General features: G+C 47.4%; 34 protein-coding genes and 1 pseudogene. 27 read left to right on the top strand and 8 right to left on the bottom strand.

Features of this window, described 5'->3' with window-relative positions:
• The first annotated feature begins 69 nt into the window (after positions 1-69).
• From M2108_RS24725 to M2108_RS24640, 18 genes are all read left to right on the top strand, one after another.
• Complete coding sequence (locus tag M2108_RS24725) at positions 70-237, top strand: hypothetical protein (RefSeq protein WP_277472063.1); 168 nt, start codon at positions 70-72, stop codon at positions 235-237.
• Positions 238-330: 93 nt separating this feature from the next.
• Positions 331-606 carry a hypothetical protein gene (locus tag M2108_RS24720; RefSeq protein WP_277472062.1) on the top strand — a complete coding sequence of 92 codons (276 nt, stop codon included), beginning with the start codon at positions 331-333 and terminating at the stop codon, positions 604-606.
• A 9-nt stretch (positions 607-615) separates the two neighbouring features.
• A complete protein-coding gene (locus M2108_RS24715; RefSeq protein WP_277472061.1) occupies positions 616-2166 on the top strand; it encodes an AAA family ATPase in 1551 nt (516 codons plus the stop codon).
• Positions 2167-2178: 12 nt separating this feature from the next.
• Positions 2179-2448 carry a hypothetical protein gene (locus M2108_RS24710; protein ID WP_277472060.1) on the top strand — a complete coding sequence of 90 codons (270 nt, stop codon included), beginning with the start codon at positions 2179-2181 and terminating at the stop codon, positions 2446-2448.
• Positions 2449-2464: 16 nt separating this feature from the next.
• A complete protein-coding gene (locus M2108_RS24705; RefSeq protein ID WP_277472059.1) occupies positions 2465-3403 on the top strand; it encodes a recombinase RecT in 939 nt (312 codons plus the stop codon).
• 137 nt (positions 3404-3540) lie between these two features.
• The gene (locus tag M2108_RS24700; RefSeq protein WP_277472057.1) at positions 3541-3777 is read left to right on the top strand and encodes a hypothetical protein; all 237 of its coding nucleotides are present in this window, start codon (positions 3541-3543) and stop codon (positions 3775-3777) included.
• Complete coding sequence (locus M2108_RS24695) at positions 3774-4316, top strand: HNH endonuclease (protein ID WP_277472056.1); 543 nt, start codon at positions 3774-3776, stop codon at positions 4314-4316. The genes M2108_RS24700 and M2108_RS24695 overlap by 4 nt, the downstream gene beginning before the upstream one ends.
• A complete protein-coding gene (locus M2108_RS24690; RefSeq protein WP_277472055.1) occupies positions 4313-5068 on the top strand; it encodes an MBL fold metallo-hydrolase in 756 nt (251 codons plus the stop codon). The genes M2108_RS24695 and M2108_RS24690 overlap by 4 nt, the downstream gene beginning before the upstream one ends.
• On the top strand, positions 5065-5688 hold the full coding sequence (locus M2108_RS24685; RefSeq protein ID WP_277472054.1) for a 3'-5' exonuclease: 624 nt from the start codon (positions 5065-5067) through the stop codon (positions 5686-5688). The genes M2108_RS24690 and M2108_RS24685 overlap by 4 nt, the downstream gene beginning before the upstream one ends.
• On the top strand, positions 5688-6308 hold the full coding sequence (locus tag M2108_RS24680) for a coiled-coil domain-containing protein (protein ID WP_277472053.1): 621 nt from the start codon (positions 5688-5690) through the stop codon (positions 6306-6308). Before M2108_RS24685 ends, M2108_RS24680 begins: the two co-directional genes overlap by 1 nt.
• Positions 6309-6322: 14 nt before the next feature.
• Complete coding sequence (locus M2108_RS24675; RefSeq protein ID WP_277472051.1) at positions 6323-7129, top strand: replication protein; 807 nt, start codon at positions 6323-6325, stop codon at positions 7127-7129.
• Positions 7068-7430 carry a replicative helicase loader/inhibitor gene (locus M2108_RS24670; RefSeq protein ID WP_277472049.1) on the top strand — a complete coding sequence of 121 codons (363 nt, stop codon included), beginning with the start codon at positions 7068-7070 and terminating at the stop codon, positions 7428-7430. The genes M2108_RS24675 and M2108_RS24670 overlap by 62 nt, the downstream gene beginning before the upstream one ends.
• Positions 7420-8763, top strand: a complete 1344-nt coding sequence (locus M2108_RS24665) for a replicative DNA helicase (RefSeq protein ID WP_277472048.1) — start codon at positions 7420-7422, stop codon at positions 8761-8763. Before M2108_RS24670 ends, M2108_RS24665 begins: the two co-directional genes overlap by 11 nt.
• A gap of 5 nt (positions 8764-8768) precedes the next feature.
• Positions 8769-9134, top strand: coding sequence for a hypothetical protein (locus M2108_RS24660; RefSeq protein WP_277472047.1), 366 nt, complete (start codon positions 8769-8771; stop codon positions 9132-9134).
• A 15-nt stretch (positions 9135-9149) separates the two neighbouring features.
• Entirely contained in the window at positions 9150-9689 is a 540-nt protein-coding gene (locus M2108_RS24655) for an AP2 domain-containing protein (RefSeq protein WP_277472046.1), read from the top strand.
• Positions 9686-10348, top strand: coding sequence for a hypothetical protein (locus M2108_RS24650; protein ID WP_277472045.1), 663 nt, complete (start codon positions 9686-9688; stop codon positions 10346-10348). The genes M2108_RS24655 and M2108_RS24650 overlap by 4 nt, the downstream gene beginning before the upstream one ends.
• Before the next feature lie 12 nt (positions 10349-10360).
• On the top strand, positions 10361-10528 hold the full coding sequence (locus tag M2108_RS24645) for a hypothetical protein (RefSeq protein ID WP_277472044.1): 168 nt from the start codon (positions 10361-10363) through the stop codon (positions 10526-10528).
• 67 nt (positions 10529-10595) lie between these two features.
• A complete protein-coding gene (locus M2108_RS24640; protein ID WP_277472043.1) occupies positions 10596-11417 on the top strand; it encodes a hypothetical protein in 822 nt (273 codons plus the stop codon).
• A gap of 47 nt (positions 11418-11464) precedes the next feature.
• Here M2108_RS24640 and M2108_RS24635 read toward each other — a convergent pair whose 3' ends face one another.
• Positions 11465-12022: a hypothetical protein gene (locus M2108_RS24635; RefSeq protein ID WP_277472042.1), complete on the bottom strand. Its 558-nt coding sequence runs from the start codon at positions 12020-12022 to the stop codon at positions 11465-11467.
• Between the two features lie 124 nt (positions 12023-12146).
• Between M2108_RS24635 and M2108_RS24630 the strand changes: the two genes are divergently transcribed.
• The 9 genes from M2108_RS24630 to M2108_RS24590 all read left to right on the top strand — a co-directional run bounded on the left by M2108_RS24630 (position 12147) and on the right by M2108_RS24590 (position 16654).
• Entirely contained in the window at positions 12147-12548 is a 402-nt protein-coding gene (locus tag M2108_RS24630) for a YopX family protein (RefSeq protein ID WP_277472041.1), read from the top strand.
• On the top strand, positions 12545-12988 hold the full coding sequence (locus tag M2108_RS24625) for an ASCH domain-containing protein (RefSeq protein ID WP_277472040.1): 444 nt from the start codon (positions 12545-12547) through the stop codon (positions 12986-12988). The genes M2108_RS24630 and M2108_RS24625 overlap by 4 nt, the downstream gene beginning before the upstream one ends.
• Complete coding sequence (locus M2108_RS24620) at positions 12978-13133, top strand: hypothetical protein (RefSeq protein ID WP_277472039.1); 156 nt, start codon at positions 12978-12980, stop codon at positions 13131-13133. Before M2108_RS24625 ends, M2108_RS24620 begins: the two co-directional genes overlap by 11 nt.
• On the top strand, positions 13130-13309 hold the full coding sequence (locus M2108_RS24615) for a hypothetical protein (RefSeq protein WP_277472038.1): 180 nt from the start codon (positions 13130-13132) through the stop codon (positions 13307-13309). Before M2108_RS24620 ends, M2108_RS24615 begins: the two co-directional genes overlap by 4 nt.
• A 55-nt stretch (positions 13310-13364) precedes the next feature.
• Complete coding sequence (locus tag M2108_RS24610) at positions 13365-14039, top strand: putative metallopeptidase (protein WP_277472037.1); 675 nt, start codon at positions 13365-13367, stop codon at positions 14037-14039.
• A 66-nt stretch (positions 14040-14105) separates the two neighbouring features.
• The gene (locus M2108_RS24605) at positions 14106-14582 is read left to right on the top strand and encodes an ArpU family phage packaging/lysis transcriptional regulator (RefSeq protein WP_277472036.1); all 477 of its coding nucleotides are present in this window, start codon (positions 14106-14108) and stop codon (positions 14580-14582) included.
• Positions 14583-14622: 40 nt separating this feature from the next.
• Positions 14623-14826, top strand: coding sequence for a helix-turn-helix domain-containing protein (locus M2108_RS24600; RefSeq protein ID WP_277472035.1), 204 nt, complete (start codon positions 14623-14625; stop codon positions 14824-14826).
• Positions 14827-14940: 114 nt separating this feature from the next.
• Positions 14941-16266: a hypothetical protein gene (locus M2108_RS24595; protein WP_277506364.1), complete on the top strand. Its 1326-nt coding sequence runs from the start codon at positions 14941-14943 to the stop codon at positions 16264-16266.
• A gap of 163 nt (positions 16267-16429) precedes the next feature.
• Positions 16430-16654, top strand: a complete 225-nt coding sequence (locus M2108_RS24590) for a helix-turn-helix domain-containing protein (RefSeq protein ID WP_277472033.1) — start codon at positions 16430-16432, stop codon at positions 16652-16654.
• A 171-nt stretch (positions 16655-16825) separates the two neighbouring features.
• Here the strand turns inward: M2108_RS24590 and M2108_RS24585 are convergent, their stop codons facing one another.
• From M2108_RS24585 to M2108_RS24555, 7 genes and pseudogenes are all read right to left on the bottom strand, one after another.
• Positions 16826-17026, bottom strand: a complete 201-nt coding sequence (locus M2108_RS24585; RefSeq protein WP_277472032.1) for a dihydrofolate reductase family protein — start codon at positions 17024-17026, stop codon at positions 16826-16828.
• Positions 17027-17283: 257 nt separating this feature from the next.
• A pseudogene (locus M2108_RS31690) lies at positions 17284-18097 on the bottom strand (transposase); the annotation flags it as partial.
• A gap of 185 nt (positions 18098-18282) precedes the next feature.
• A complete protein-coding gene (locus M2108_RS24575; protein WP_277472031.1) occupies positions 18283-19092 on the bottom strand; it encodes an ABC transporter permease in 810 nt (269 codons plus the stop codon).
• Positions 19085-20077 carry an ABC transporter ATP-binding protein gene (locus M2108_RS24570; RefSeq protein WP_277472030.1) on the bottom strand — a complete coding sequence of 331 codons (993 nt, stop codon included), beginning with the start codon at positions 20075-20077 and terminating at the stop codon, positions 19085-19087. The genes M2108_RS24575 and M2108_RS24570 overlap by 8 nt, the downstream gene beginning before the upstream one ends.
• A 10-nt stretch (positions 20078-20087) precedes the next feature.
• On the bottom strand, positions 20088-20894 hold the full coding sequence (locus M2108_RS24565; RefSeq protein ID WP_277472029.1) for an ABC transporter permease: 807 nt from the start codon (positions 20892-20894) through the stop codon (positions 20088-20090).
• Positions 20891-21622 carry a CPBP family intramembrane glutamic endopeptidase gene (locus M2108_RS24560; RefSeq protein WP_277472028.1) on the bottom strand — a complete coding sequence of 244 codons (732 nt, stop codon included), beginning with the start codon at positions 21620-21622 and terminating at the stop codon, positions 20891-20893. Before M2108_RS24560 ends, M2108_RS24565 begins: the two co-directional genes overlap by 4 nt.
• Entirely contained in the window at positions 21615-21875 is a 261-nt protein-coding gene (locus tag M2108_RS24555) for a PqqD family protein (RefSeq protein ID WP_277472027.1), read from the bottom strand. The genes M2108_RS24560 and M2108_RS24555 overlap by 8 nt, the downstream gene beginning before the upstream one ends.
• Positions 21876-22037: the final 162 nt, after the last annotated feature.

Genomic DNA, 22037 nt, shown 5'->3' with positions numbered 1-22037 from the left:
CAGCAGCGTGCTTGCGGAAATATCGGCGATATCGGGAGCAGCTGACGCAGGACTGGGAGCAGGTGCCTGATGACGGACGAATTGCTTCATGACCTCGGCGATTACTTTGTCAGCTGGCGGATCGGCCACTCATTCGGAATCACCTTCCAGCATTTTGTTGAGCAGTACTTGGCAGGCGGCTGGTCACATGTGCCTCAAATAATCGCACTGGAGGGAGGTGAACAGGGCAAGGGGTGATGCGGCTGAGGACCGTGAAATTGAGTAAGCCTATTATTTTTTTGCCAAAAACGGGGTTTTAAGCCCTGAAACGAGCAGAAAGCGAGGGTTTGAATGGACAGAAAGACACTGGAATACATGACTGACCGCACGAAGAAAGCGACTGCTATCGTGAAAAAGATTGATGAATTGAGTAAAGCTGCGGAGCGGATCGTTGAAGCCACAGCAGTAGATTTTGAAAAAGGTTCTGGCTCATTGGCTTGGATCTCACAGCAACCGAGTAACAGCGGAAGAGATTCAGCAAAGCTGGTCGCCAATATTAAAACATTTGTTGTAGAGGCAATTAACCAAGAAATCCAGCAGCTTGAGGAAGAATTGGCTGCCCTATAGGAGGACGACATGCAGCACATCAAAATAAAATCAGCCACAGCACACAATTTCAAGATTCACCGGGATCTACTGATCACCTTTGGCGAGGAACGGACAGAGATCACCGGTGACAATGGGCAGGGCAAGTCAAGCATTATTGAAATCCCTACGTGGACATTGTACGGCACAGATGCCCTTGGCAGCAAGCTTGATCCGACACCAACCAATTATAAATACGATTTTGTGAAGGGTGAGGTGCTCCTGGAGGTTGACAGTACACCGATTCTCCTGGGCCGCGGCATCGAGAAGGGCAAGGCCACTTATTACATCAATGAGGTGCCGAGCAAGGCCGGAGACTTCGACGATATTGTAAAAGGTCTGTTTGACCGGGACCTGTTCCTATCGCTGTTCAACCCATGGTATTTCTTCACCTTGCACTGGCAGAAGCAGCGCGACCTCATGATGAGGTATACAACGCCGCCGGCGCCAAAGGAAGTATACGCCGAGATGAGCCGCCTGACGGCAAGGCAGAAGCAGAAGGATATTGCTCCCAACCTGCAGGCTCAGAAGCTTACTGAGCTGACCAAAAAGCATAATCGGCAGCAGCTCAAAGACATCCATACCAAGAATAAGAACGATAAGGACGCGGCCCACAAGCGGGCTGAGGGCAAGGTTGAGGCGTTGGAGCAGCAATTGGCTAAGCTGCCGGAGCCGCCGGCGGACATTGAAGCGGTCAAGGCAAGGGACGCGGAGCTACTTGAGCAGATCACAGCCATTCAACAAAAAATCGAGGTAGCTGACGAACCGAAGCGCCGCCGCCTGGTTTTAGAGGGCAGCCTGCGGGCAGCACAGCAGAATGTCGAAGCTGCAAAAGGCCGTTATATGAGGATTCACGGAGAAGAAATTGCCGAGGATTGCCCGACCTGCAAACGAGCGCTTGATCCAGCAGCCATTGAAGCTGTCAAACAAAATAAAGAAGACCGCAAGCGGCCACTGCGGGAAGAGCACGAGAAGGCCGTAGCAGAGCGCAAAACAATCGAGGCGCAGCTGGATGCAGTGGAGCTGCCGGACATCACGGAGCTGATCGAGCAGCGGAATGCCTTAGAAATAGAGCGGGATGCAACAGCGGATGCCATTGGCTACTTTAACCGCCGAGGTCCATTACAGGCCGATCTTGCAGCAGCCCGTGCCGAGGAGACAGAGACGCTCTCCAGCAAGAACGAGAGCATCTTTATCCTGGACGCTCTTAAGGCATACGAGGCCAAAGAGGCTGAGCTGCAGGCAGCCAAGGTACAAGGCATGTTCTCCACGCTAACTATCAATCTCTTCAAGGAGATTAAGAGCACCGGGGAGCAGCAGCCGAACTTTGAGATTGAGCGTGATGGCAAGCCATACAGTAAGCTGTCCCGGTCCGAGCGGGCACATGCCGGCATCGAGCTGGCCGGAGTGCTCAGTGAGCTTTCCCAGATTATAGCTCCCCTGGCCGTCGATGACTCGGAGAGCGTGTTTAAAATCAAGCAGCCTGCCGGGCAGCTGATCCTGCTGAAGGCTGTTGAAGACCAGAAATTAATCATTAACTAGGAGGAATCATCCATGAAAAACAAATTGGGATCCATCAATAAACGATACTCCCTCATTGCTGCGCTACAAGCCGGCGCTGCTTATGACTATGCAATCCTCAAATCCCGCCGCCAGTTCAAGCATGAAGCTTCCGACAAAAAGGCGTATGAGCCTGGTACTCTCGGTCTTTCGATGGTCTCAAAGGAAATCCAGAAGGAATACGGCGGGATCATGAACCGGGCTGGCCGTAAGCTGCTCGCGAAGACACGCCGGGAAGCACGTCCGCGGTTCTACAACATTTAAGGGAGGCAAATAATTCATGGCAAATACTCAACTCGCTTCATATGAAAGTTATCTCTTCGGCGGTCTGACCTCGGATGACATTAAGACCGTTCATGAAACCATCGCTAAAGACTGTACCGAGGCCCAATTCAAATTGTTCATGGGGGTTGCTAAGGCTGCTGATGCCAATCCCCTAATCGGTGAGATCCATCCGACCGTGTACCAAGGAAAGCTTACCTGGCAGTTCGCTGTTGATTACCACGTCCGCAAAGCAAAGGAAATGGACGGTTACCGCGGTTACGATGTTCAGATCGTTCACGCAAATGATGATTTCCAGTATCACCAGGAACGGGCAGAGGACGGGCGGTATTACATCGCGATTGATAAGCACATCGGCGGATTCCCAACCGGCGCTCCAATCGGGGGTTATGCTATCGCATATAAAGAAGGATTTATGCCTTTCACTGTCTTGATGGATGTGGAAGAAGTTGATCACTTCAAGAAATCGGCAATCGGCATGCAAAAAACCATGTGGACCAACAACTTCAAGGACATGTTCAAGAAGCATATGGTCAAGCGCGCCATGAAAGCGGCATTTGGATTGCGGTTTGATGACAACGATGGAGCTGAGCCGACACCTGGCTATGATCCCTACGAGCGGGCTGATGTGACTCCGACAACATCCGCCACAGATCCGGAAGTAATTAACCCCGGAGGTACGGGAACTGATTCGTCTGGAGACAGCGGCCCTACCGAAGCAGACCGACTTAAACAGGCCCGCACTGATATGAAATTGAAGTTCCAGCAGCTCGGCATTACCTCTAATGAGGAAATGGCTGCTTACATCGAGAAGAAGGCGAAGCCGAAAGGCGACAAACCGACCCTTAAGGAACTGACGGGGCTCCTGAAGATCATGGATCTGGACATTGCTGAGAAGCGTGCCATGCAGGCAGCAGACGATGAGCTCCCTATCTAACGCCGAACTGGTTGAAATTTATCTCCGCTGCCTGGACTGCGAAGTCTGTGGCAGCGAGATAAACCCCGGCCGTGAGGAGTATATCCGCCGCCTGCGGGTATGCCCTCGCTGTTATGAGGGGCTGACAGGGGGTGCCGGTGATCGTCAAGCGAAACAGCGTCGAGCAGTTGGAGTTATTCGGCGGAGCAGACCTTAGTGCTCCAGCAGCACCGGAAGCTCCAGTAAAGGAAGTGCTGAACGGCGCCTATTATGAGCGGGCGACAGATAAGTTTGTCACTTACGTTATGGGCCGGCGGCACAAGGAGTGGAGCGCCCGGCGCTGTACCTTCAGCAAGGAGTGGCAGGAGAAGACCAAGAAGGAGCGGGCTATATGAAAAATTCATATGAGATTCGCGGAGAGGTCACAGTTATTTTCATAAAGCGCAATGATGGATCTGTATTTAAGACATTTATTGATACTGTCGATCTTGAAAAGGCCTGTTCTTTCCCTAATTCATGGAGAGTTAAGCACGACAAGGCTACAGGTCAGTTCTATGTCCAAGGAAATATTCAAAAGGGCAGTGTAATTGGAAGCATATCTCTACACCGTTGGCTTATGGATGACCCTTGTGGTTATGAAGTTGATCACAAGGACAGCAATCCTTTAAATAATCGCCGATCTTGCAATTTAAGGAAGGTTACCAAAGCGCAGAATGCCCAGAACAGAAGGGGTCCTCAAAGAAATAACGGATCGAGCGGAGTTCGTGGCGTTACTTGGCATAAGGTAGCGAGAAAGTGGATGGTCCAGGTCAAGGCAGGCCCTAAGAAGCTGTATGGAGGTGTCTTTGAAGAATTAGAGACTGCTGAAAGAGCGGCAATTGCTTTAAGGAAGATGCATATGCCATTTAGCCATGAAAGGGTGGTTGATTCGTGAGGGTAGAAATCTTATGTTCCGGATCTCGTGGTAACTCAATTTACTTTGGATTTAGCGATTTTGGAATCTTGATTGATGCTGGAAAGCCGAAAAAAATGCTTGAAAAACTAATGCTCGAAAAAGGTATTAACCCTACAACAATCAAGGCGATATGCATTACCCATTCTCATGGAGATCATATAGGAGGTTTATCGCTCGCCAACAAGTACAGCATCCCTGTTTACGCCACGGTCGGCGAGTGGAAAGGCATATCCGGCGTGAATGACCGGCTGCAGCGGTCGCTTGAGACCAGATATGGAATCTATGAGCCGACTTATCTAGGCGGAGTGACCGTTCACCCCTTTCAGACTCACCATGATGCCTACGAGCCTGTAGGCTATGCCGTAGAGCCGGATGATGGCCCCCGCGCTTGCGTGGTATTTGATACCGGCAAGGTGGATGATGACATGCTGGCGATGATGGAGGGCAGCATCTACATCATTGAAGCGAACCATGACCGGGATATGGTGGCCGAGTCCAGTTATCCGGATAGCGTCAAGGCTCGAGTGCTGTCCGATCTGGGTCACTTGAGTAATGAGCAGACGGCCGCAGCGCTTGCCGAGCTGATCAGCGGCCGCGGCGAACAGATATACCTGACGCACTTATCCAGCAGCAATAACCTACCGGCACTGGCTGAGGCTACCGTTAAGGCGGCGCTTGCCCGGCGCGGGTTCAGAGCAGGAAAACATTATCACTTGGAGGTGATCGTTTGATACTAAACGATATTACGGTGTTTGACTTTGAAACAACGGGCTTGAATCCGGAAAAAGAACGGATTATTGAAATGGCCGCGATTCGGGTAGTTGGCGGTCAACTGGTTACAGGTTTCCACACTCTGGTTAACCCAGGACGCAAACTTGACCCGAAAATCACTGAGATCACCGGAATCACTGACGAAATGCTGGTCGATGCGATGGACGAAAATCTCGCCATCCGGATCCTGCGCAATATCATGGGCAGCAGCCTGCTGGTCGCTCACAATGCCGCGTTTGACCTGCAGTTTCTCCACTGGGCTATGCAACGGCTGGCCGGGAAAACTTTCGAGAATCCCTTTATCGACACCATGACGATATCCCGGGAACGGACCACATACCCGCATAAGCTGACAGACATGTGCGGCAAGTACGGAATTGTCCTGGAGGGTGCGCACAGAGCTCTGAACGATGTGGAAGGCTGCTGGAACCTGCTGAAAGCTCTGCATGAAGAGGAGTCAGTCCTGCCGTTCGTAAACCGGCTGGGATACCTGAGCAAATACGGTCCGCCCGCCTGGACGCCGGCCTATGCCGAGCTGTTCCCCACTCAAAATAGATATGAAAGACGAGGTGCAGTTTAATGCCTATCGAAATAAAGGTTTTGAAGCAGTTTGAGAGCGTACCAGCCGGCTTGTATCCGGCGCGTCACCTCAACGATAAGGAACAAAATTTTGTAGTAGCGGCGTTTAATCTCTGCAAAGATGCTCAGATCATCGACGGGCCATATGCGGGCGAGATCCTGCCCTACAGTGCTTATATCGTAACTGGCGAGCTGCCTGCGCAGGCTGATCTGCTGCAGGTCAAGGAAAAACTTATCAATGATCTGACTGTAGCCGGGCAGAAGGTAACGGAATATGCACGAAAGACCGGAAGGCTCCAACAGAGAGTTGAGTTTTTGGAAGAAGAAAGATGGCGGCTCGCCAGTCGGATTGTTTCTCTGGAGAAAGAAAATCGCGAGCTGAAGGAAGCGATAGAAGCCAAGAACTGGGCCACTGATGAATTGAACAAAGAACTGGAAGCACTGCAGCAGGAGATCGGAAATTTAAAGCATGACAAAGCTGCTGCTCTCCGGACAGAGGTTCAAGCAATTATCGAAAAAAAGATAGAAATTAATTATCCGTTTGGTGCAAGTAACTTTGTGAACCAGCTGACGGACGATATGTGTGATTTTATCCAACAACGAGAAGCATTACCCTTTTGAAGCAGGTGAGGTAAATGGCAGGACAGAAGCTTGACGAACCTTACACGCGAATTGCGAATGAAATCTTGGAAGAGGTGGCGCGGCGGAAATTTAACGGGACTCAGCACAGCATCTTACTCATCGTCTGGCGTTACACATACGGGTTTAATCGCAAGTCGCATGAGCTGTCCGTCACGTTTCTGGCCGAAGCCATCCAGAGCGATCCAAAGGGGGTTAAGCGGGAACTCAACCGCCTGCTGGAGCGAAAGGTGCTGAAGATCACCAAGGTCGCCCATGGCAATCGTTCACGCATGATTAGCTTCAATAAATACTTTTCGCAGTGGCTTGAGGGGGAGAAGCCTCCCCCTAAAAAAGCTAAATCCTCTGGGGGTCAATCCTCCCCCAGTCTGGGGGCTAATCCTCCCCTTCTAGTGGGGGACAGTTCACCCCCCAAGAAAGAAAGAAAGAAAAATATAAAGAAAGAAGAGATAGATATGAAAATCCCCCCAGGAAAACAGGCATATGCAGATACAGTCTTCCTTACTCCTGAGCAATACGAAAAGCTCTGCGCTGACTTCGGAAAAAAGCGGGTGGATGACACCATCGAAGCTCTGGACGAATGGCAGACGAATAAAAAGCCGAGCCAGCACAAGAAGGATCACAACAAGACGCTGCGCGTTTGGATTAAGAAGGACTTGGAACGCAATCCAATTTCCAAAGCTCAAAAGAAGCAGCAGGAAATGAACATCCTGAACCAGTTCTACGAGGAGGGAGCGGCACGTGAAGCAAACGGAAATGGCGAACTTCTTGGGGATGATCAAAACCGCTTATCCCTTCTTTGAAATCACAGAGCCTGGGATAAAACTTTGGCACTTTATGCTGCAAGACTTGGAATATAAAGAGGCTCAAGGGCGGCTTGCTCGCCATATCCGGTCCAGTAAGTTTGCACCAACTATAGCGGAGCTGCTTGCAGATGATCAGACCTCAGAGCCTTCCTTTTATGAGGTACTACGCCTTGAGGAAGAGGAAGACCAGTTGCTGCTTGACGCATACAGCCAGACGTCGGTAACCATGCCGGACCACATTCTCCAAAAGCGTCAGAAGCTGGACGAGAAACGGAGGCTGAATGTAGATGAGCATTGAGGCGGAGCAGGCGGTCCTCGGGGCGCTTTTAGCTAAGCCGGATCTCATGGACACGTGCTATCTGCAGGGTGAGGATTTCTCTCCTGAAGAAAACCACGGATTGATAATGGACTCCCTGCGGTGGGCCTACGATTACTTTGCTAATAAGCCTAATCCATTCGACCTTGTGCTGTTGGCAGAGCATTGGGGCAGCAAGCTCGCCAAGATCGGCGGAATCAGTTACCTGGTGCAGCTGCAGAAGTCCTTCCCGATGGCCTCCAATTTTGAGCAGTACCAGACTATTGTACGCAAAGCTCATATTGATCGGCAGGCACGAAAGGCTCTCCATACGGCATTGACCCGTGATGACATTAATTTGGCCGATACCCTGGAGGATCTGCAGAAGCTGGCTGACATGCGAGTCGGGCCAGATCGTTCAGGACCAGTTCTGATGGCTGATACACTGGTTGACCATCATAAAGTACTTCGAGACCGCGCGAGTAGAATGGGGCTCACAGGGGCGAAGACAGCCAGCACGGAGCTGGATCAGATGAGCGGCGGTCATCAGAAGGGGGACCTGATCATTATTGCAGCTCGGCCATCCATCGGTAAGACTGCATTCATCGTCAGTGACACCATCCAATCGGCGGGGACGGGGACAACCACAGTAATATTCTCGGCAGAAATGCCTGGCGCTGACGTCACAGAGCGACACATATGCGCTATAGGCGGGATAGACAGCGCCAAGATGAGAACCGGGCGGCTGTCAGAGACGGATTGGGTCAATTACGACAAGGCGCTTGATATGCTGGATAACCTTCCGCTCTACATTGATGACACGCCGGGTATGAGCATTGAGTACATCCGCCGGCAGGTCAAGATACTCAAGAAGAAATTCCCGAGATTGATAGTTTACATTGACTATCTGCAGCTGATCGAGAGCGAAAGAAACTTTCCGCAAAATGTAGACCGCGTGAATTACGTATCGAAGCAACTGAAGCAAATGGCCCGTGTATTTGATATCCCAGTTGTAGCAATCTCTTCGGTCGGCCGGAAATGCGAGGATCGGCAGGATAAGCGGCCGATGATGTCAGATTTAAGGGAATCAGGAAATATCGAATTCGACGCAGATATCATTATTTTCTTATACCGGGATGATTACTACTATCCGGATACCGTCCTGAAAGGTGTTATTGAGCTGATAGTAGCCAAGGGCCGAAAGATCGGCACCCGAACAATCCAGATGCTGTTCAACCGTAAGAATGGCCGGTTCACGGATTTGGATAAAGACGCGCTCTATGAATTGATGAAAAAGGCCAAGGAGAAAGAGCAAGAGCAAAAACGTAGAAGGTGACAGCCATGAAATTGATACAGGATGACGCCCAGTATGATCGGGCACGTGAAGCTCTTCTGAAAATGGCTGCTGAGTTGGATGACCCACTGAGCAGCATGACTGCGGAAGAACGGGAACGGAAAAATTTAATATACGATCGGACAGCGGAATCAATTCGGGAGTATCGGCGCAGTGAAATGGTGGCAGTCTTCCCGGGACTCAAGCGGGTTTATGAAGAGCTTGGATGGCCGTACCGTGATTTCTCACAGGCTCAGCAGCAGAATGTGCCGGAAGTACAGGTGAACAACGAACCTAAGCCGGCGAAAGAAACTGCTCCGGTAGAACCTGTTAAACCAGCGGCCTCTCGCCTCTCCGGATGGCTGGATGATTGAAAGGAGTAAGGTTTCATGAATAACCATTATGAGATCAGAGGAGAAAATACTGCGATCTTCATTAAAGGGAGAGGGCGGGAGATGGAAACCATTATTAGCACAAGCAAACTCCAGTCTGCCATGTCGTTCCCGAACAAATGGTTTGCAGTATGGTGTCCTTTGCGCAAGTCATTCTATGCAACTGGTCACCCTCCGAGAAATGGAGGAACCTCTAAAACAATCTCTTTGCACAGATGGATATTAGGTCTCACTAATCCAAAAGTAGAAGTAGATCATTTTGACAACAACCCTCTCAACAACACGGATGAGAATCTTCGGCCATGTACACGAGCGCAGAACCTTCAAAACAGAACGATCCAAAGAAATAATAGATCTGGCTATAGAGGAGTGAGTTTCCATAAAAGACGAAATAAATGGCAGGCTAATCTACGGATTAACGGTAAATATGCTTACTTAGGTATCTACGACACTAAAGAAAAGGCTGCAGCTGCTGTTGCAGAGGCGAGGAGAATACACATGCCCTTTTCAAAAGAGGCATCGGAGGTGGCACCTTGACTCGGTTCATCGGAATTGACCCAGCAACGCATACAGGGTTTGTAGCCATCGGCAGCAATGGTAGGTTGGCTGGCTGGACAGAATTCGTCGGCAAAGGGGATACAGCTCCGGCCAGGATCAATATGGTGCTTGATGAAGTGTATCGGCATTTGAAGCCTGATGATGACATTTGCATTGAGGGTTTCGCGATGGAGGCAAAGCACGATACCAACAAGGTTTCCAGCGGTTTTAACTGGGCGGCCCGCCTGGCGGTTGATCGAAGGGGCAGCAGCTTTATTGTAGCCACCCCAAACCAGCTGAAAAAATTCGTGAACGTCTCCGAGTGGGAGGGCGTGGCCGGGAGCAAGGTCAGGCTGGAAGGCAAGGCTGTTAAGCGGCTGGTGATGGCCGCGGTGGAATCCCACTGGGGGGATATCCCAAGGACAGAGAACATCGCCGATGCCTATGTATTGGCCCGGATAGCAGAGGCCATCTACAAGGTCAAGCAGGGGCAAGAGCTGGAGGATTACCCCCAATATCAGCAGGAAGTAATCATGGCGATCATTGATCCGGCCTTAATCAAAAAGCTAAAAAAAGAATCTAAAGCGAATAAGCGCCCCAGGAAGCCTGCGGCGGCGACCAGTCACACCCAAATTCCGGGTCAGGGGCTCTTATTTTAAGGAGGCGGCAGCATGAACTGGAAAAAAGCTACGCTCGGCCAGCTCTATGAAATTGCATACAACGACGATGGCGCCTCACCTAGCCACAAACGAGCTGCCATTGAAGAGATCCGCAGGAAAACCCGGCAGAAGCCGAAGGGCAAGATCAATTACAAGGAAAAGAAGGTGTACCCGCGATGAAAACAGTCATTCGCTTCAGGGACGAACAAGGCCGGATCATCGGCACAGTCCCAGGGAGGGAACAAGCTTGAAGCACATCGTCTGCTACAGCGGCGGGGAGACATCGGGCATTGTGGCAGTCGAGGTGGCTGCCAGGTACGGACCGGAGAATGTAATCCTGATCAACCATGATATAAACCCATGGGTAGAGCACTGGGATATCAAACGATTCAAAGCCGAGGTTGCTGACTACCTGGGCATACCCATCACCTACGCCAACATGCAGGGATGGGACCAGAAAGACCAGTTTGACGTTTGCATGGAGGCCAAGGCGTTCAAAGTCGGGATTCATCCCCTCTGCACCAACCGGATCAAGACGGCACCGTTTCACAAATGGCTGGCCGAGACTTATCCAGTGGAGCCGGGCGGCAGCCGGGACGATGTGACGATCTATTACGGGTTTGAAGCTGGGGAGACCGCCCGTGTGGAGCGGCGGCGGAGCATCCTGGGGGCGAAGGGGTATCAGACCTGTTTCCCCCTGGTGGAGTGGCCGGGCCTGATCAACAGCACCCGGGATGTCGGCATAGAGCCCCCGGAGACATATGAGGTCTGGAAACACGCGAACTGTGCCGGATGTCTGCGGGCGGGGCAGCAGCACTGGTATGTGGTGTACTGCCGGAGGCCGGATGTCTGGGCCAAGGCAAAGCATGCAGAAGAAGTGATCGGGTACAGCATCCTGCGGGTCAATAACAAGCCAATGTTTCTGCTGGAGTTGGAGCCGAAATTCGCCGCAATGCAGCGGCTGGGTATCCGAGCAGATGAGAAGACCCCGGCGGCGACATTTTGGGCAGCAGCAAGGAAGCTTCTCGGGGCGCAGCCGGTGGAGGAGAAGGTGGGTTGTAGTTTCTAATTTATTGAGAATCATTCGATGACTGAATTGCTTTAATTTTGGAAGTGTTAATGTAAAGCCATAACTGCTGAGAATTTAATAATAACATCGCGTAAATCAGAGATTTGAGTATCTGAATCTCGCATATTTTCTTTCATCTTACGGTGCTTGGTATCCGAATAAGTGTATCTCTCCCAGTAATCAAAAAGATAGATATTCAAATTACGCCAAGCGCTATTTATAATCTCCCTATCTTCATTTGAGAAGCATTCGGCCATATGATGTGTTGGAATTGGCATCCTGATTTCTCGGTTGAAATATGTGCTTGTACTATATTTTTGATTCAAAATAGCACCTAATTCGCCGGTTATTTCAAATGCGTATTCCCTTAGTTCATGTATGTATTGCTCACGTAAGGCTCTATTGAATTGTGTCTTTTGATCTTCAATTCTAGCTGAAATTCGAAGCGATTCTAATGCTGTATCTGCGCTGTTTTTAGAAGAATCAGCACTTTTAATAGCAGCCTTTGTACTCTCTAATGTGGCTTTATACAAGAGACCACTAAACAAAGCGGAAACAATAACACTTGCACCTGCAATACAAGCACTAACTATCTCTAGCGACATTTGCAACACTCCTAAAATATGTATTTTGTATTCTGCTATACGACAATCTCCAGAGTAAGTTTCAAATATTTATTTAGTTTGGGATTTAACTATCATTTCCCCTATAAAGGAGCTGATAAGCAAAATGAACAGGGAGATTTTATTCCGTGGCAAACGGATTGATAACGGCGAGTGGGTATATGGTTCCCTTATGACGGGCGAGAATCCAAGCATAACTTGGTGGGAACCAATAGGGCAACTTGAAGGTGTTCCATGTTACGAGCTGGATTGTGCAGATGTGGACGCAAATTCAGTCGGCCAATATACCGGACTGAAAGACTGCAAAGCTCGCAAGATTTACGAAAGGGACATCGTCCGTCACGCAGTTGGCTGGGTTGGCAAGGTCCATTACATCGAAGGTGCATTTGAGATCGAGGCCAAACATCAAAGCTGGCCTGCCAATTATGCAAGATGCGGGAAAATTGAAGTGATCGGCAATATAGATGACAGCCCGGAAATGCTCGGGGGAGAGGCGGCAGAGGCATGAAGGCTATAACTATAAAGCAGCCCTGGGCAACGCTGATAGCGCTCGGAGAGAAACATTTAGAAACCCGGAGCTGGCAGACGAAGCATCGCGGTGAGCTAGCGATCCATGCTGGAAAACAGGTAGACGCGGAAGCCTGCGAGATCCCGAAGATTAAGGAGGTGCTGGCCCGGCACGGTTACACTGTCAACAACCTTCCTACCGGGGCTGTAGTGGCAACAACTACTCTTATTGATTGCCATAAGGTGACTCTGATGAAGAAAGGGAAGGCCGTCGTGTCAGGTATCGGATATGTCGAAGGAAATGAATTAGCCTTTGGCTGGTACGACGAAGGCCGTTATGCCTGGCAGTTGGGAGGCATTAAGCAGCTGCCGCAGCCGATCCCGGCAAAAGGGCTGCTGAGCTTGTGGAATTGGGAAGGAGCTAAGGCAAATGTGGATTAAGATATTTTTCGCACTCATAGCTTTCGTAGCACTCATTTTTGCAGCAGAGAACGACTCCAAGATCAACCGGCAGCGCCTGATGCACATGGCATCCATTTCTCTTGCAGCGCTGATCGCGCTGGCCGCGGTGGTGATCTGGGGATGACGGACTATAAGCACGTCGAAAGCAGCCACTGGACGCCGGAGCAGATCGCAGATCACTGCAAGGTTATCGGAGCTGACAAGCCGCAAGCGCGCAGCACGTACAAAGACTACACCATCACAGCTCCGCAGCTGGGCCACAATAACAAGCCCATGCGAAAGGGCGGGGAAAGCTGGTAACAGGATAAGCAGCATGTTTTTATTCCAAATTATATTCCGAGGGGAGCAATTATAAATGGCAGACAAATTTCATTCTCAGGGTGCTGAGGAAACATACGAGCTACTGGCAGACATGATTGATAAGCATCATCCGGACCTACGGCAAACTGAAGTCCTGGTACTCATGAAGCACGGGGGATGGAAGTCGAAGGGCAAGCCAGTGTTCGGGAAATTTAAGGTTTTGGGGGATGACCTCCGCACCACATGGATGAAAGATGCGATTCTTTACCTTAACGCGGATATGTGGGGCATTCTCAGTGAGCCGCAGCGCCGGTATGTCCTGGACCATGCTTTATACGGGCTGGATGTGAAGGTGGATAAGGACGGAGAAACAAAGCTGGCTGAAGACGATCGGCCACTGCTTAAAACCGTATCTCCAGATATTGAAGCCTTCGTAGAGGTTATCAAGCGCCACGGAACCACCACTCAGGAGGTAAAGCGCCTGGCAGCTGCCATTAAGGAGGTCAACCCTGACCAGGTAACGATTGAAGATGTTATCGGAGCCGGCGGCAAGCAGCAGGGCGGAGAGGACCCGAAACCACCGGGCAATGGCCTTACAGTAAAGCGAAACCCTGACGGTTCGGTTGATGTGGATGACCCGAACCAGACCAAACTGGATGACTTCACAGGAGATCCGGATGATAAGAAAGGCCCGCCAATGCCTAACGATGCGGATAGCCTGCCGCTCTAAATAAGCACACTCCCCGGCTTCGGTCGGGGAACTCTTATCACAGACTGAGGTGATACAGTGACACAAATGTCGTTTGAGCTCCCGGAGTTTGACCGGAAAGCAACTCGGGCTGCCGTAGAGGCAGCGCTTGAGAAGTACCGAATATACAAGTCCACGCTATTTGAAAGTAGAGAAGCGAAGACCACAACTGAATGGTCTGCTACTCCCAGAAGTGATACTGGGGTAACGAGCGACCAGACAGGGAACATAGCTGCTTATAATGTCGATGAACCAGCAGCACGGAGAGCATACTGTAAGCGAATCGAAGATGCGGTTAACGCACTTCCTAAACGTGAACGTATATTGATTACGGAGCGTTATCTTAATACAGACTGCGATTTCGATTACCTTGTGTATAACAATGCATTTGATCAGCCGATAGGCGAAACGACATATTACACGCTTAAATGGAAGGCGTTCTATAAGATGGCGCTGAACCTTAATATACAGGTTTTGAAAAAAGAAAAGGGACCAAAAAGAACTGCAGGGAAAGCGAAGTCATAGGACAATCATTTTCGACAGTATGATTAATTGAGGTGATAAGATGAATTCACTGAGTACAGAAGACCTCCCTCCTGTTTTGAAGGTTGAGGATATACAGAAGTTCCTTTCGATAGGCAGGAACCAAGCTTATGATTTGTGTAACTCAGGACAATTTCATGTGGTCAAAATTGGACGATCAATTAAGATACCACGTGATCCGTTTGTGAAATGGTTTCTCGGAGAGAGTACAGAGAAGCAGGGGTAATTAACCCTCTGCTTCTCTTGTTTATTATTAAGCAAAAAATCTTAGTATTGTGTTATTCTGTAAATAATAAATAACAGAGAATGGTGGGCTAAATTTACTATGGCGGATATATGTTTGCTAGATATAGTATTTGATAATTACTGGGAAGGAGTTACTGAAATTTCTTATGAAAGTGGATACTCTTTGTTGGGATATGAAACAGTAATCTGGAGACCTAGTGCCCTCTTTTCAAAGTATTATGATGATGATAGTGTTCAATATCATAAAGGATATCCTATTCTTGATATTCATACGTCTACAAGGCTACAGCGAGATATTGAAAGAAGAAAAAGAGAAATGTTAGCATTGCTTGACAAAGGAAAAAGTATTTTTATTATTGCACCTATACCAAATAGTTGTTATATTCGTTCTTCTGTAAATGAACTATACGAATTTAGAATAATTGATGCTTTACCAGTAGGGGTCGAATTTGAGCATGCGGAAGGATTCAATCTCGAATTTAAGGGGGATGAGTTATTTAAATCTTTTGTTGAAATTAATAAGGACTATATGAAATATTATGCTAACATTCGTTTGCCTGAAGGCAGACCTTTTCTATACATAAAGGACACTGATGCTGTTGTTGGTACATATACAAATTATTCAAATGGTAAGATTGTATTTATCCCAAATATCATAGATTCGTACGGAAGAATGCGTGATCATGACAAGAGTTATGCTGAAAGTATATTTATCGATTCGATTTATCGTATCAATAGTGATCTCAATAAAGATATAGAAGTTGAAGAGCTTCCAGAATGGAGTCGGAATTATTTTTTGCCTAATGAACGTGAAGAATACGCCAGACTCTCCGAAATTCAAAAGCAAATAGACTTATTAAATACCCAAATCGATGAGCAAGTCAAAACAATCAAAGCACTTGAAAAATATAAAGTATTGTTTACTGGCACAGGAAAACCTCTTGAACAAATAGTGAAAGAATTATTAATTGAACTCGGCTTTGAAGTAACTGAAGGCTTGCCTGGTAGAGATGATTTAATTCTAAAATATAACGACAAAGTTGCAGTGGTAGAGGTAAAAGGAGTAGGTAAGAGTGCTGCTGAGAAACATGCAGCTCAGTTAGAAAAGTGGGTAAGTGGATACATAGAAAAGTTTGGGATCAGACCTAAAGGAATACTTATAGTAAATTCTTTCTGTAAGCTACCTTTACTTGAAAGGACAGAGGATACTTTTCCTAATCAAATGCTAGTTTATTCTGAACGGAGAGAACATGCTTTGATAAACACACTTCAATTACTAGGAGCTTACATCGATGTACAGAAAAATCCGGATATCAGAGAACAGGTAATCGAAGAGATATTTAATACAATAGGAAAGCTTGTATCATACACAGACTGGTTGGGATTTATAGAAATAAATGACGAAAAAAATGGGCTTTAAATTGGTGTTAATTCTGGTGCTAAACGTGGAAATATATGCAGGGAGATAAAGAAACGCAAAGGGAACCAAAGACGGATGAACCCAGTTCTGACGCTTATTTAAGCAGATTACAGGGGAGAATGAGGGAGGAGAAAGCAAGGGCGGGGAAACAGGAATAATACCATTGAAGGGGAACGATCATTACAGCAAATTTCTGCTAACGCATCGTGAGCGCGAAGTATTCGAGCTCCTCGTGCAAGACAAAACTACACGGGATATTGCCGGATTGTTATTTATTAGTGAAAAAACGGTCCGCAACCACATCTCCAACGTCATGCAAAAATTAAACGTCAAAGGCCGTTCGCAAGCGGTTGTCGAGCTGATCAAGCTTGGGGAGCTGAAAATATAGCTGGCCTTTCTGCGCTGCAGTGACACGTTTAAGCCTCCTTTTATCCTGCGGATGAGGGGAGGTTTTTTGTTATCCGAAGTAACAAAGCGATGCATCCAAGAGCAGGACGACATCGCTTCTATTCGTATGAATACATACCGCTCACGGGTCGGATGGAGCATGTGAAGCTCTTTATAACCGCCTTCTGCTTCTTGTGGAATATCGTAGTCCTGAATGACCGCCAACGATTGCCCCAATTTCCTCCATAACTTTATGGACGACTGCGTAATCTTCGTCCGCAGCTTCAAAATCGAACATCCAATCCACACCGCCGTCCTTGTCGGCCATAAATCCATCTAGTGTTGTTGTTGCGTGAATGATAACCTTTGCCATAATATTTCCTCCTTTATGCCTATATCATAGTAACCGGGTATTCCTGCAGTCAAACTAACCGGGATACGGTCATAACAAAAAAACCGTCCGCTACGGATCGCCGGTTAGGAAGGTTTTTGATTTATTTTATTGCATGAGCATTTTGAATAATTCAATTTCCGGTTCAAAGTCATAGCTGGGCCCCGACCATATCTACGGTTTTTAAGATCCAGGCTACATATGGGTAGACGGGCAGAATTTACGGGAGGTTATAATTTTTATGCGGCGATTGCTACTCTTTGTCTCGATACAGCCAGTGCAGAAGCAAGCAGCACAATGGCATTCAAATATTGGTGAGTCGTGACTTTTTGAATGCCCCAAAACATGCAATTGGTCTGCGGTTAAATAGGTCTTCATTCGAGAGTTGCAGCGTTCTACACTAGTTCGTTTGTTGTAGAGTTTCTTCCAGCCCCGACTTTCCCGGCAGGCGGTTCTTTTTCATTCGTGGATTCAAGGGAATAATCGCTTGAGCTTTAACGCTTCGAGCAGCTTCGTAGTTTTTCACTTGTCATAATCCGCATCCAACATGAAAAATCGGGTACTTAATTGGTCGACGGTTTACTTTATGAGTGTGGGTCCCTCGTCCCCATCGTTCACATGTGCGGGTGTAACTTTTAGGGCAATCGGAAGTTCACTCTTCGTATCGACGGCCAGATGCAGCTTATAGCCAAACCACTTGACTTTATTGCCAAACGTATCGAGTTTAACTTCCCAGTTGGCATTGCCGGTGAGCTCGCTTTTTCGCTCGGGTTCTTTTTTCTCGTAGGCGTGAATGGCTGCGCTGTCGACATGGTTTCCGTCTATGATTCCAGCTTCTTGACACTGAGCGACGAGATCCTCAAACAAATGCGGGGCAAGGTTTTTGCGAGTCAACTCGGCAAACACACGGCTTAACGTAGAAATCGAAGAGGCGGGGATGTCCAGCCGAAGTCCACACTGGTAACGGAAGCGAAGGTCAAACTCCAGTCTGCGCGCTAGGCCAGTGAAGGTATCGATGTTTTCTAAGGGAGCCGCGAGTAATGTGCGAAGAATAGAGGATGAGCTGGGGTATCAGATTAAAGCTGAAGATATAGCTGCCGTGCCTTCACGGGTAATGCGTCAAGCCTTCTTTTACTGGCCAAGTAAGAGAAGGCTTTTTGTTGTGTGGGATAATCAAATGACCAAGCGATGGCATTCTTTAAAAGGGCGGGATCGTTTGGCCTAGTTTCATGTATTATTTAAAAAAAGTTCAAATCACCACGCTCACGGGCATTTTTCTCAGCTCGGCGTAAGATGACTATTGTTAACAAAAGCATTACTATTATTGAAGTTAACCAGAATAGTAAGCTTGGTAAGGATGACGCTATATCGCCATTAATAAGCAGGCTCCGCATAATAGAGAGTGAGTGTGTTAACGGCAAGATGGCGGAGAGGCATTTAGCCCATAAGGGAAAGACGGTTACTGGAATTCTGACGCCGGATAATAAATGCATAGGTTCATTGAACAGCGAAAAGACAATCGAGGCATCCCGGGAAAACAGGAAAATGACATTCATTAAGCCTCCCCAGGCAGTCGCACCCAGTATCACAATCAAAAAACAAACGGGCAAGTATATTAAATGGGCCAGAGGAATCCCTTTAACAATAACAACGGTCAGAATGGAGAAGCAGAAGAACATCCAGATGTTCTGAATCAGAGATCCAAGCACTCTGCCGTAAATACAGACCAATTTGTTTGCCGGGCTTAAGAAGAGCATCTCCAGCGTTCCGTCTTGACGCTCCTGGCTCATTTGTAACGCGCTTCGGACCAACGTCCAGAAGCATTCGTAACCGAGATAGCCAATAATCAGGAATACCACCAATGATGTTTGCGAACTCAGAAAGGTTGCTATCTTGCTTTGGGCGGAGAATGGTTTGTATATATAATAAGCATTGAAAAAAGAGATGACAGGCCAAATCAATAAGGAAAAATAAGTGAAGCGTGATCTGACGGTATTTTTGCGCTGTTTGATAATCTCGCACTTAAGGAGCCTGAAATAACTATTCAAGATGGCTGGCCTCCATTGCAAGGTGAATAAGGGCATCCTCCAGGGATGGTTCGGACACCGCCATTTGAAGAATTTGAAGATTGTCCCCGATCAGAAGACTAACCAGAGGAATGCTTAAATCGGCCTGTGCCTGTAAAGTGATGATCACCTCAGAATCATTCCTGTCCAAATTCAAATCCGCATTGTGGGGAGCAGCGAATTCCTGCAGCCTCACAAGCGTATCATCCGGTAAGTGAAGCACGGAAATGACAACCTTTATCCCTTTCTGGATCATCCGGGCAATTTGGGAGGGGAGGCCGGAGGCAATGATTTTCCCATTTTCAAGTATGTATACATAATCACACAATTCCTCAACCTCGGCGATATAATGCGAAGTTAAGAGTATGCCTTTGTTTTCATTCTTCACCAGTGACAGAATATATTTGCGCATGTCCCTCGCTATCGAGACATCAAGACCTAATGTGGGCTCATCCAAAAAGATATATTTGGGATTATTGATCAATCCCCGGGCAATTTGCAGGCGCTGCTTCATACCTTTGGAATATTGTTCAACCGGTATATCTTTGACATCGCTTAGACCGACCAAATCAAGAGCCTTTACGGCGTATGCGTTAATTTCCTCCTTCTTCAGATTGTATAATGCCCCGAAATATTCCAGGTTTTCTTTGGCGGTTAAACGCCAATAAATATTGCGTTCGCCGCCTGAGATCATGTTGATAATCTTCTTGATTTCATTAGGATGTTCGACTCCGTTAATCCCGTCTATGCTTATTGAACCTGCAGTGGGTTTGATCAGGCCTGCCAGCATTTTTATTGTAGTTGTTTTTCCGGCACCGTTGACCCCCAGCAGTCCGATGATTTGCCCGGGTTGTATAGAAATATCAATGCCGTTTACGGCATTTACCTTTGTTTGCTTGCGGCGGCGGAAAATCCCGGTATTCTCATTTCGTATAAAGCATTTATGTATATTGACGGCTTCAAGCATGTAACACCTCTTAAATATAGTTTTTTTCCAGCAGCCTTCTTTCGATTTTGGGCAATAAATACAATCCTGCGGTACCGTATACAAGTCCAAGTATGATCGTTTCAATCAAGCTGTTAATATTTGCCGATATGGAACCGCCTAAAGCCAAGTGCCTGAACAGCTTTAACGAAGAAGTAAGAGGCGAGAAATGGGCGATGAATTGCAGACTGCGGGGCAAGTATTCGACAGGAAACGAGACGCCGCTTATAAAATTCATAATAAAAAATAAAGTATTTTGTGTAATATATGTATCCCGAAGGAACAACATTAAGGAAGCCAAGGCGATCCCCATCAAAAAAAAGCTGAGGGTCGAGACGCAAAAAACAATGATGAAATCAAAGATGGAGACATATGTAAAATCTGCTCCCAGTACCATTCCGACAATAATTACTGTAGCAAATTCAACACAGGAGCGAAAAAACTGCTCAAAAAAAGTGCCCAGCAGGTATCCTGACCGGTTTGCCGGCGCCAGCAGAATCGTTTCCAAAGTCCCTTCCCTTAATTCATTCATTAAAGATCTGCCGACATTCATTAGAGTCGAAACTGCAACCGTATAGACTGCGGCACCCAATACCATGTAAGTGAGATAATCCACACTACCGGTATATAGCAGGAATTGCTCATCTACATTGCCTTTAAATAAATATTTGTAGAGAAAAAAAGAAAAAAGCACGGTATAAAACCCTATAAGGATTCTTTCGAGCATAAAAGACCATGGATATGCGCGCCGTACCGACTGGTAATTTTTGATGAAAGTAGCTCTCATGATATTGATCATGCCATCTCGCCTCGAATAGAATGGTGTATCCAGACTCTGTACCAGTAGTTAACAACTAACGACAGGTTAAATACGATATGACTGATCGAACCGATGAATAGCGAAGCAGATTGCCAATAAATCAAACCGCTGATTATACTCATTAGAAATTGCAATAAATAATCCTTAATCTCGAAGCTGTTCTTGGCACGATAATGGAGTATATGTTCCTCGGTGAAGAAAAAGCCGGTCAGAACGACGGCTAATAAGGGGTTGATGACCGGAAGTAAAAGACTGAGAATAAAGCCTTTGAAAAAAAGCTCCTGAAGAATTGCCGAGCCCAGGCTGCTATAGCTTTCCAGGCAGGCGTTCTTGCAGTCCATGGGGGAGAAATAGGTTATAAATTCTCTGTTATATATCGTTGTAAGTTCACGTTTGCGCAAGAGCAGCAAGAGCGTTCCAAGTAATAGGGACACAATGATCCATACCAGTGCATGATTTGTCTTCAGGGCGGAATCCGGATGATATACAAAATAAAATAAAAGATAAGGAAGGAAGTATACCGTCCTTCTTAACCAAACCGCTCCGGGAAACAGCCGGTCTTTGATGAGGTGAGCTGTTCTTACCGTTAAGAGTGTGCATTCCATTCCAATACAAATCAACAGAGTATCTTCGCTGAACTTGAACAAGAGGAGTAATAATAACACCAGCTGCACGGCAACAAAATGGATCCGCTGTATATTACTCACGTTCGACCTCGACTAATTCGTATTTCTCCAAATCTTTAACAAAAGATGCGATATCTTTATGTATTTCTTCCGAGGGCATCTTATACTGATCGGCAATCCGGTGGACAATTGCTTCCAAGCTTGTTGCTCCGTCGATGGAGTCCCACACCAGCTCACCGACTTCGTCAAGCTCAAAGATATGCTGATTTATAGCCAGATACTTAATTTTATTTATGATCCTTAACTGTACAAACATGTTTTGCTTCAATATCATTGGCCATGCTCCAATCTTATTTGTATTGGAATGGAAGGTACAGGGCAAAGGATACACTACACCTTCCACGGTACTACCTGCAGCTTAGCGGTTTTCCATGCCGTTTACTTTAACTGGTTTCAGTTTAGGAGCTTTGTACATACGATCACCTCCTTTCATAAA

It is taken from the genome of Paenibacillus sp. PastM-3, from assembly GCF_029893965.1.
Lineage (GTDB): Bacteria > Bacillota > Bacilli > Paenibacillales > Paenibacillaceae > Paenibacillus_AQ.
The sequence above is the reverse complement of the archived record's forward strand: the minus strand, read 5'-3'. Positions and strand labels throughout refer to the sequence as shown.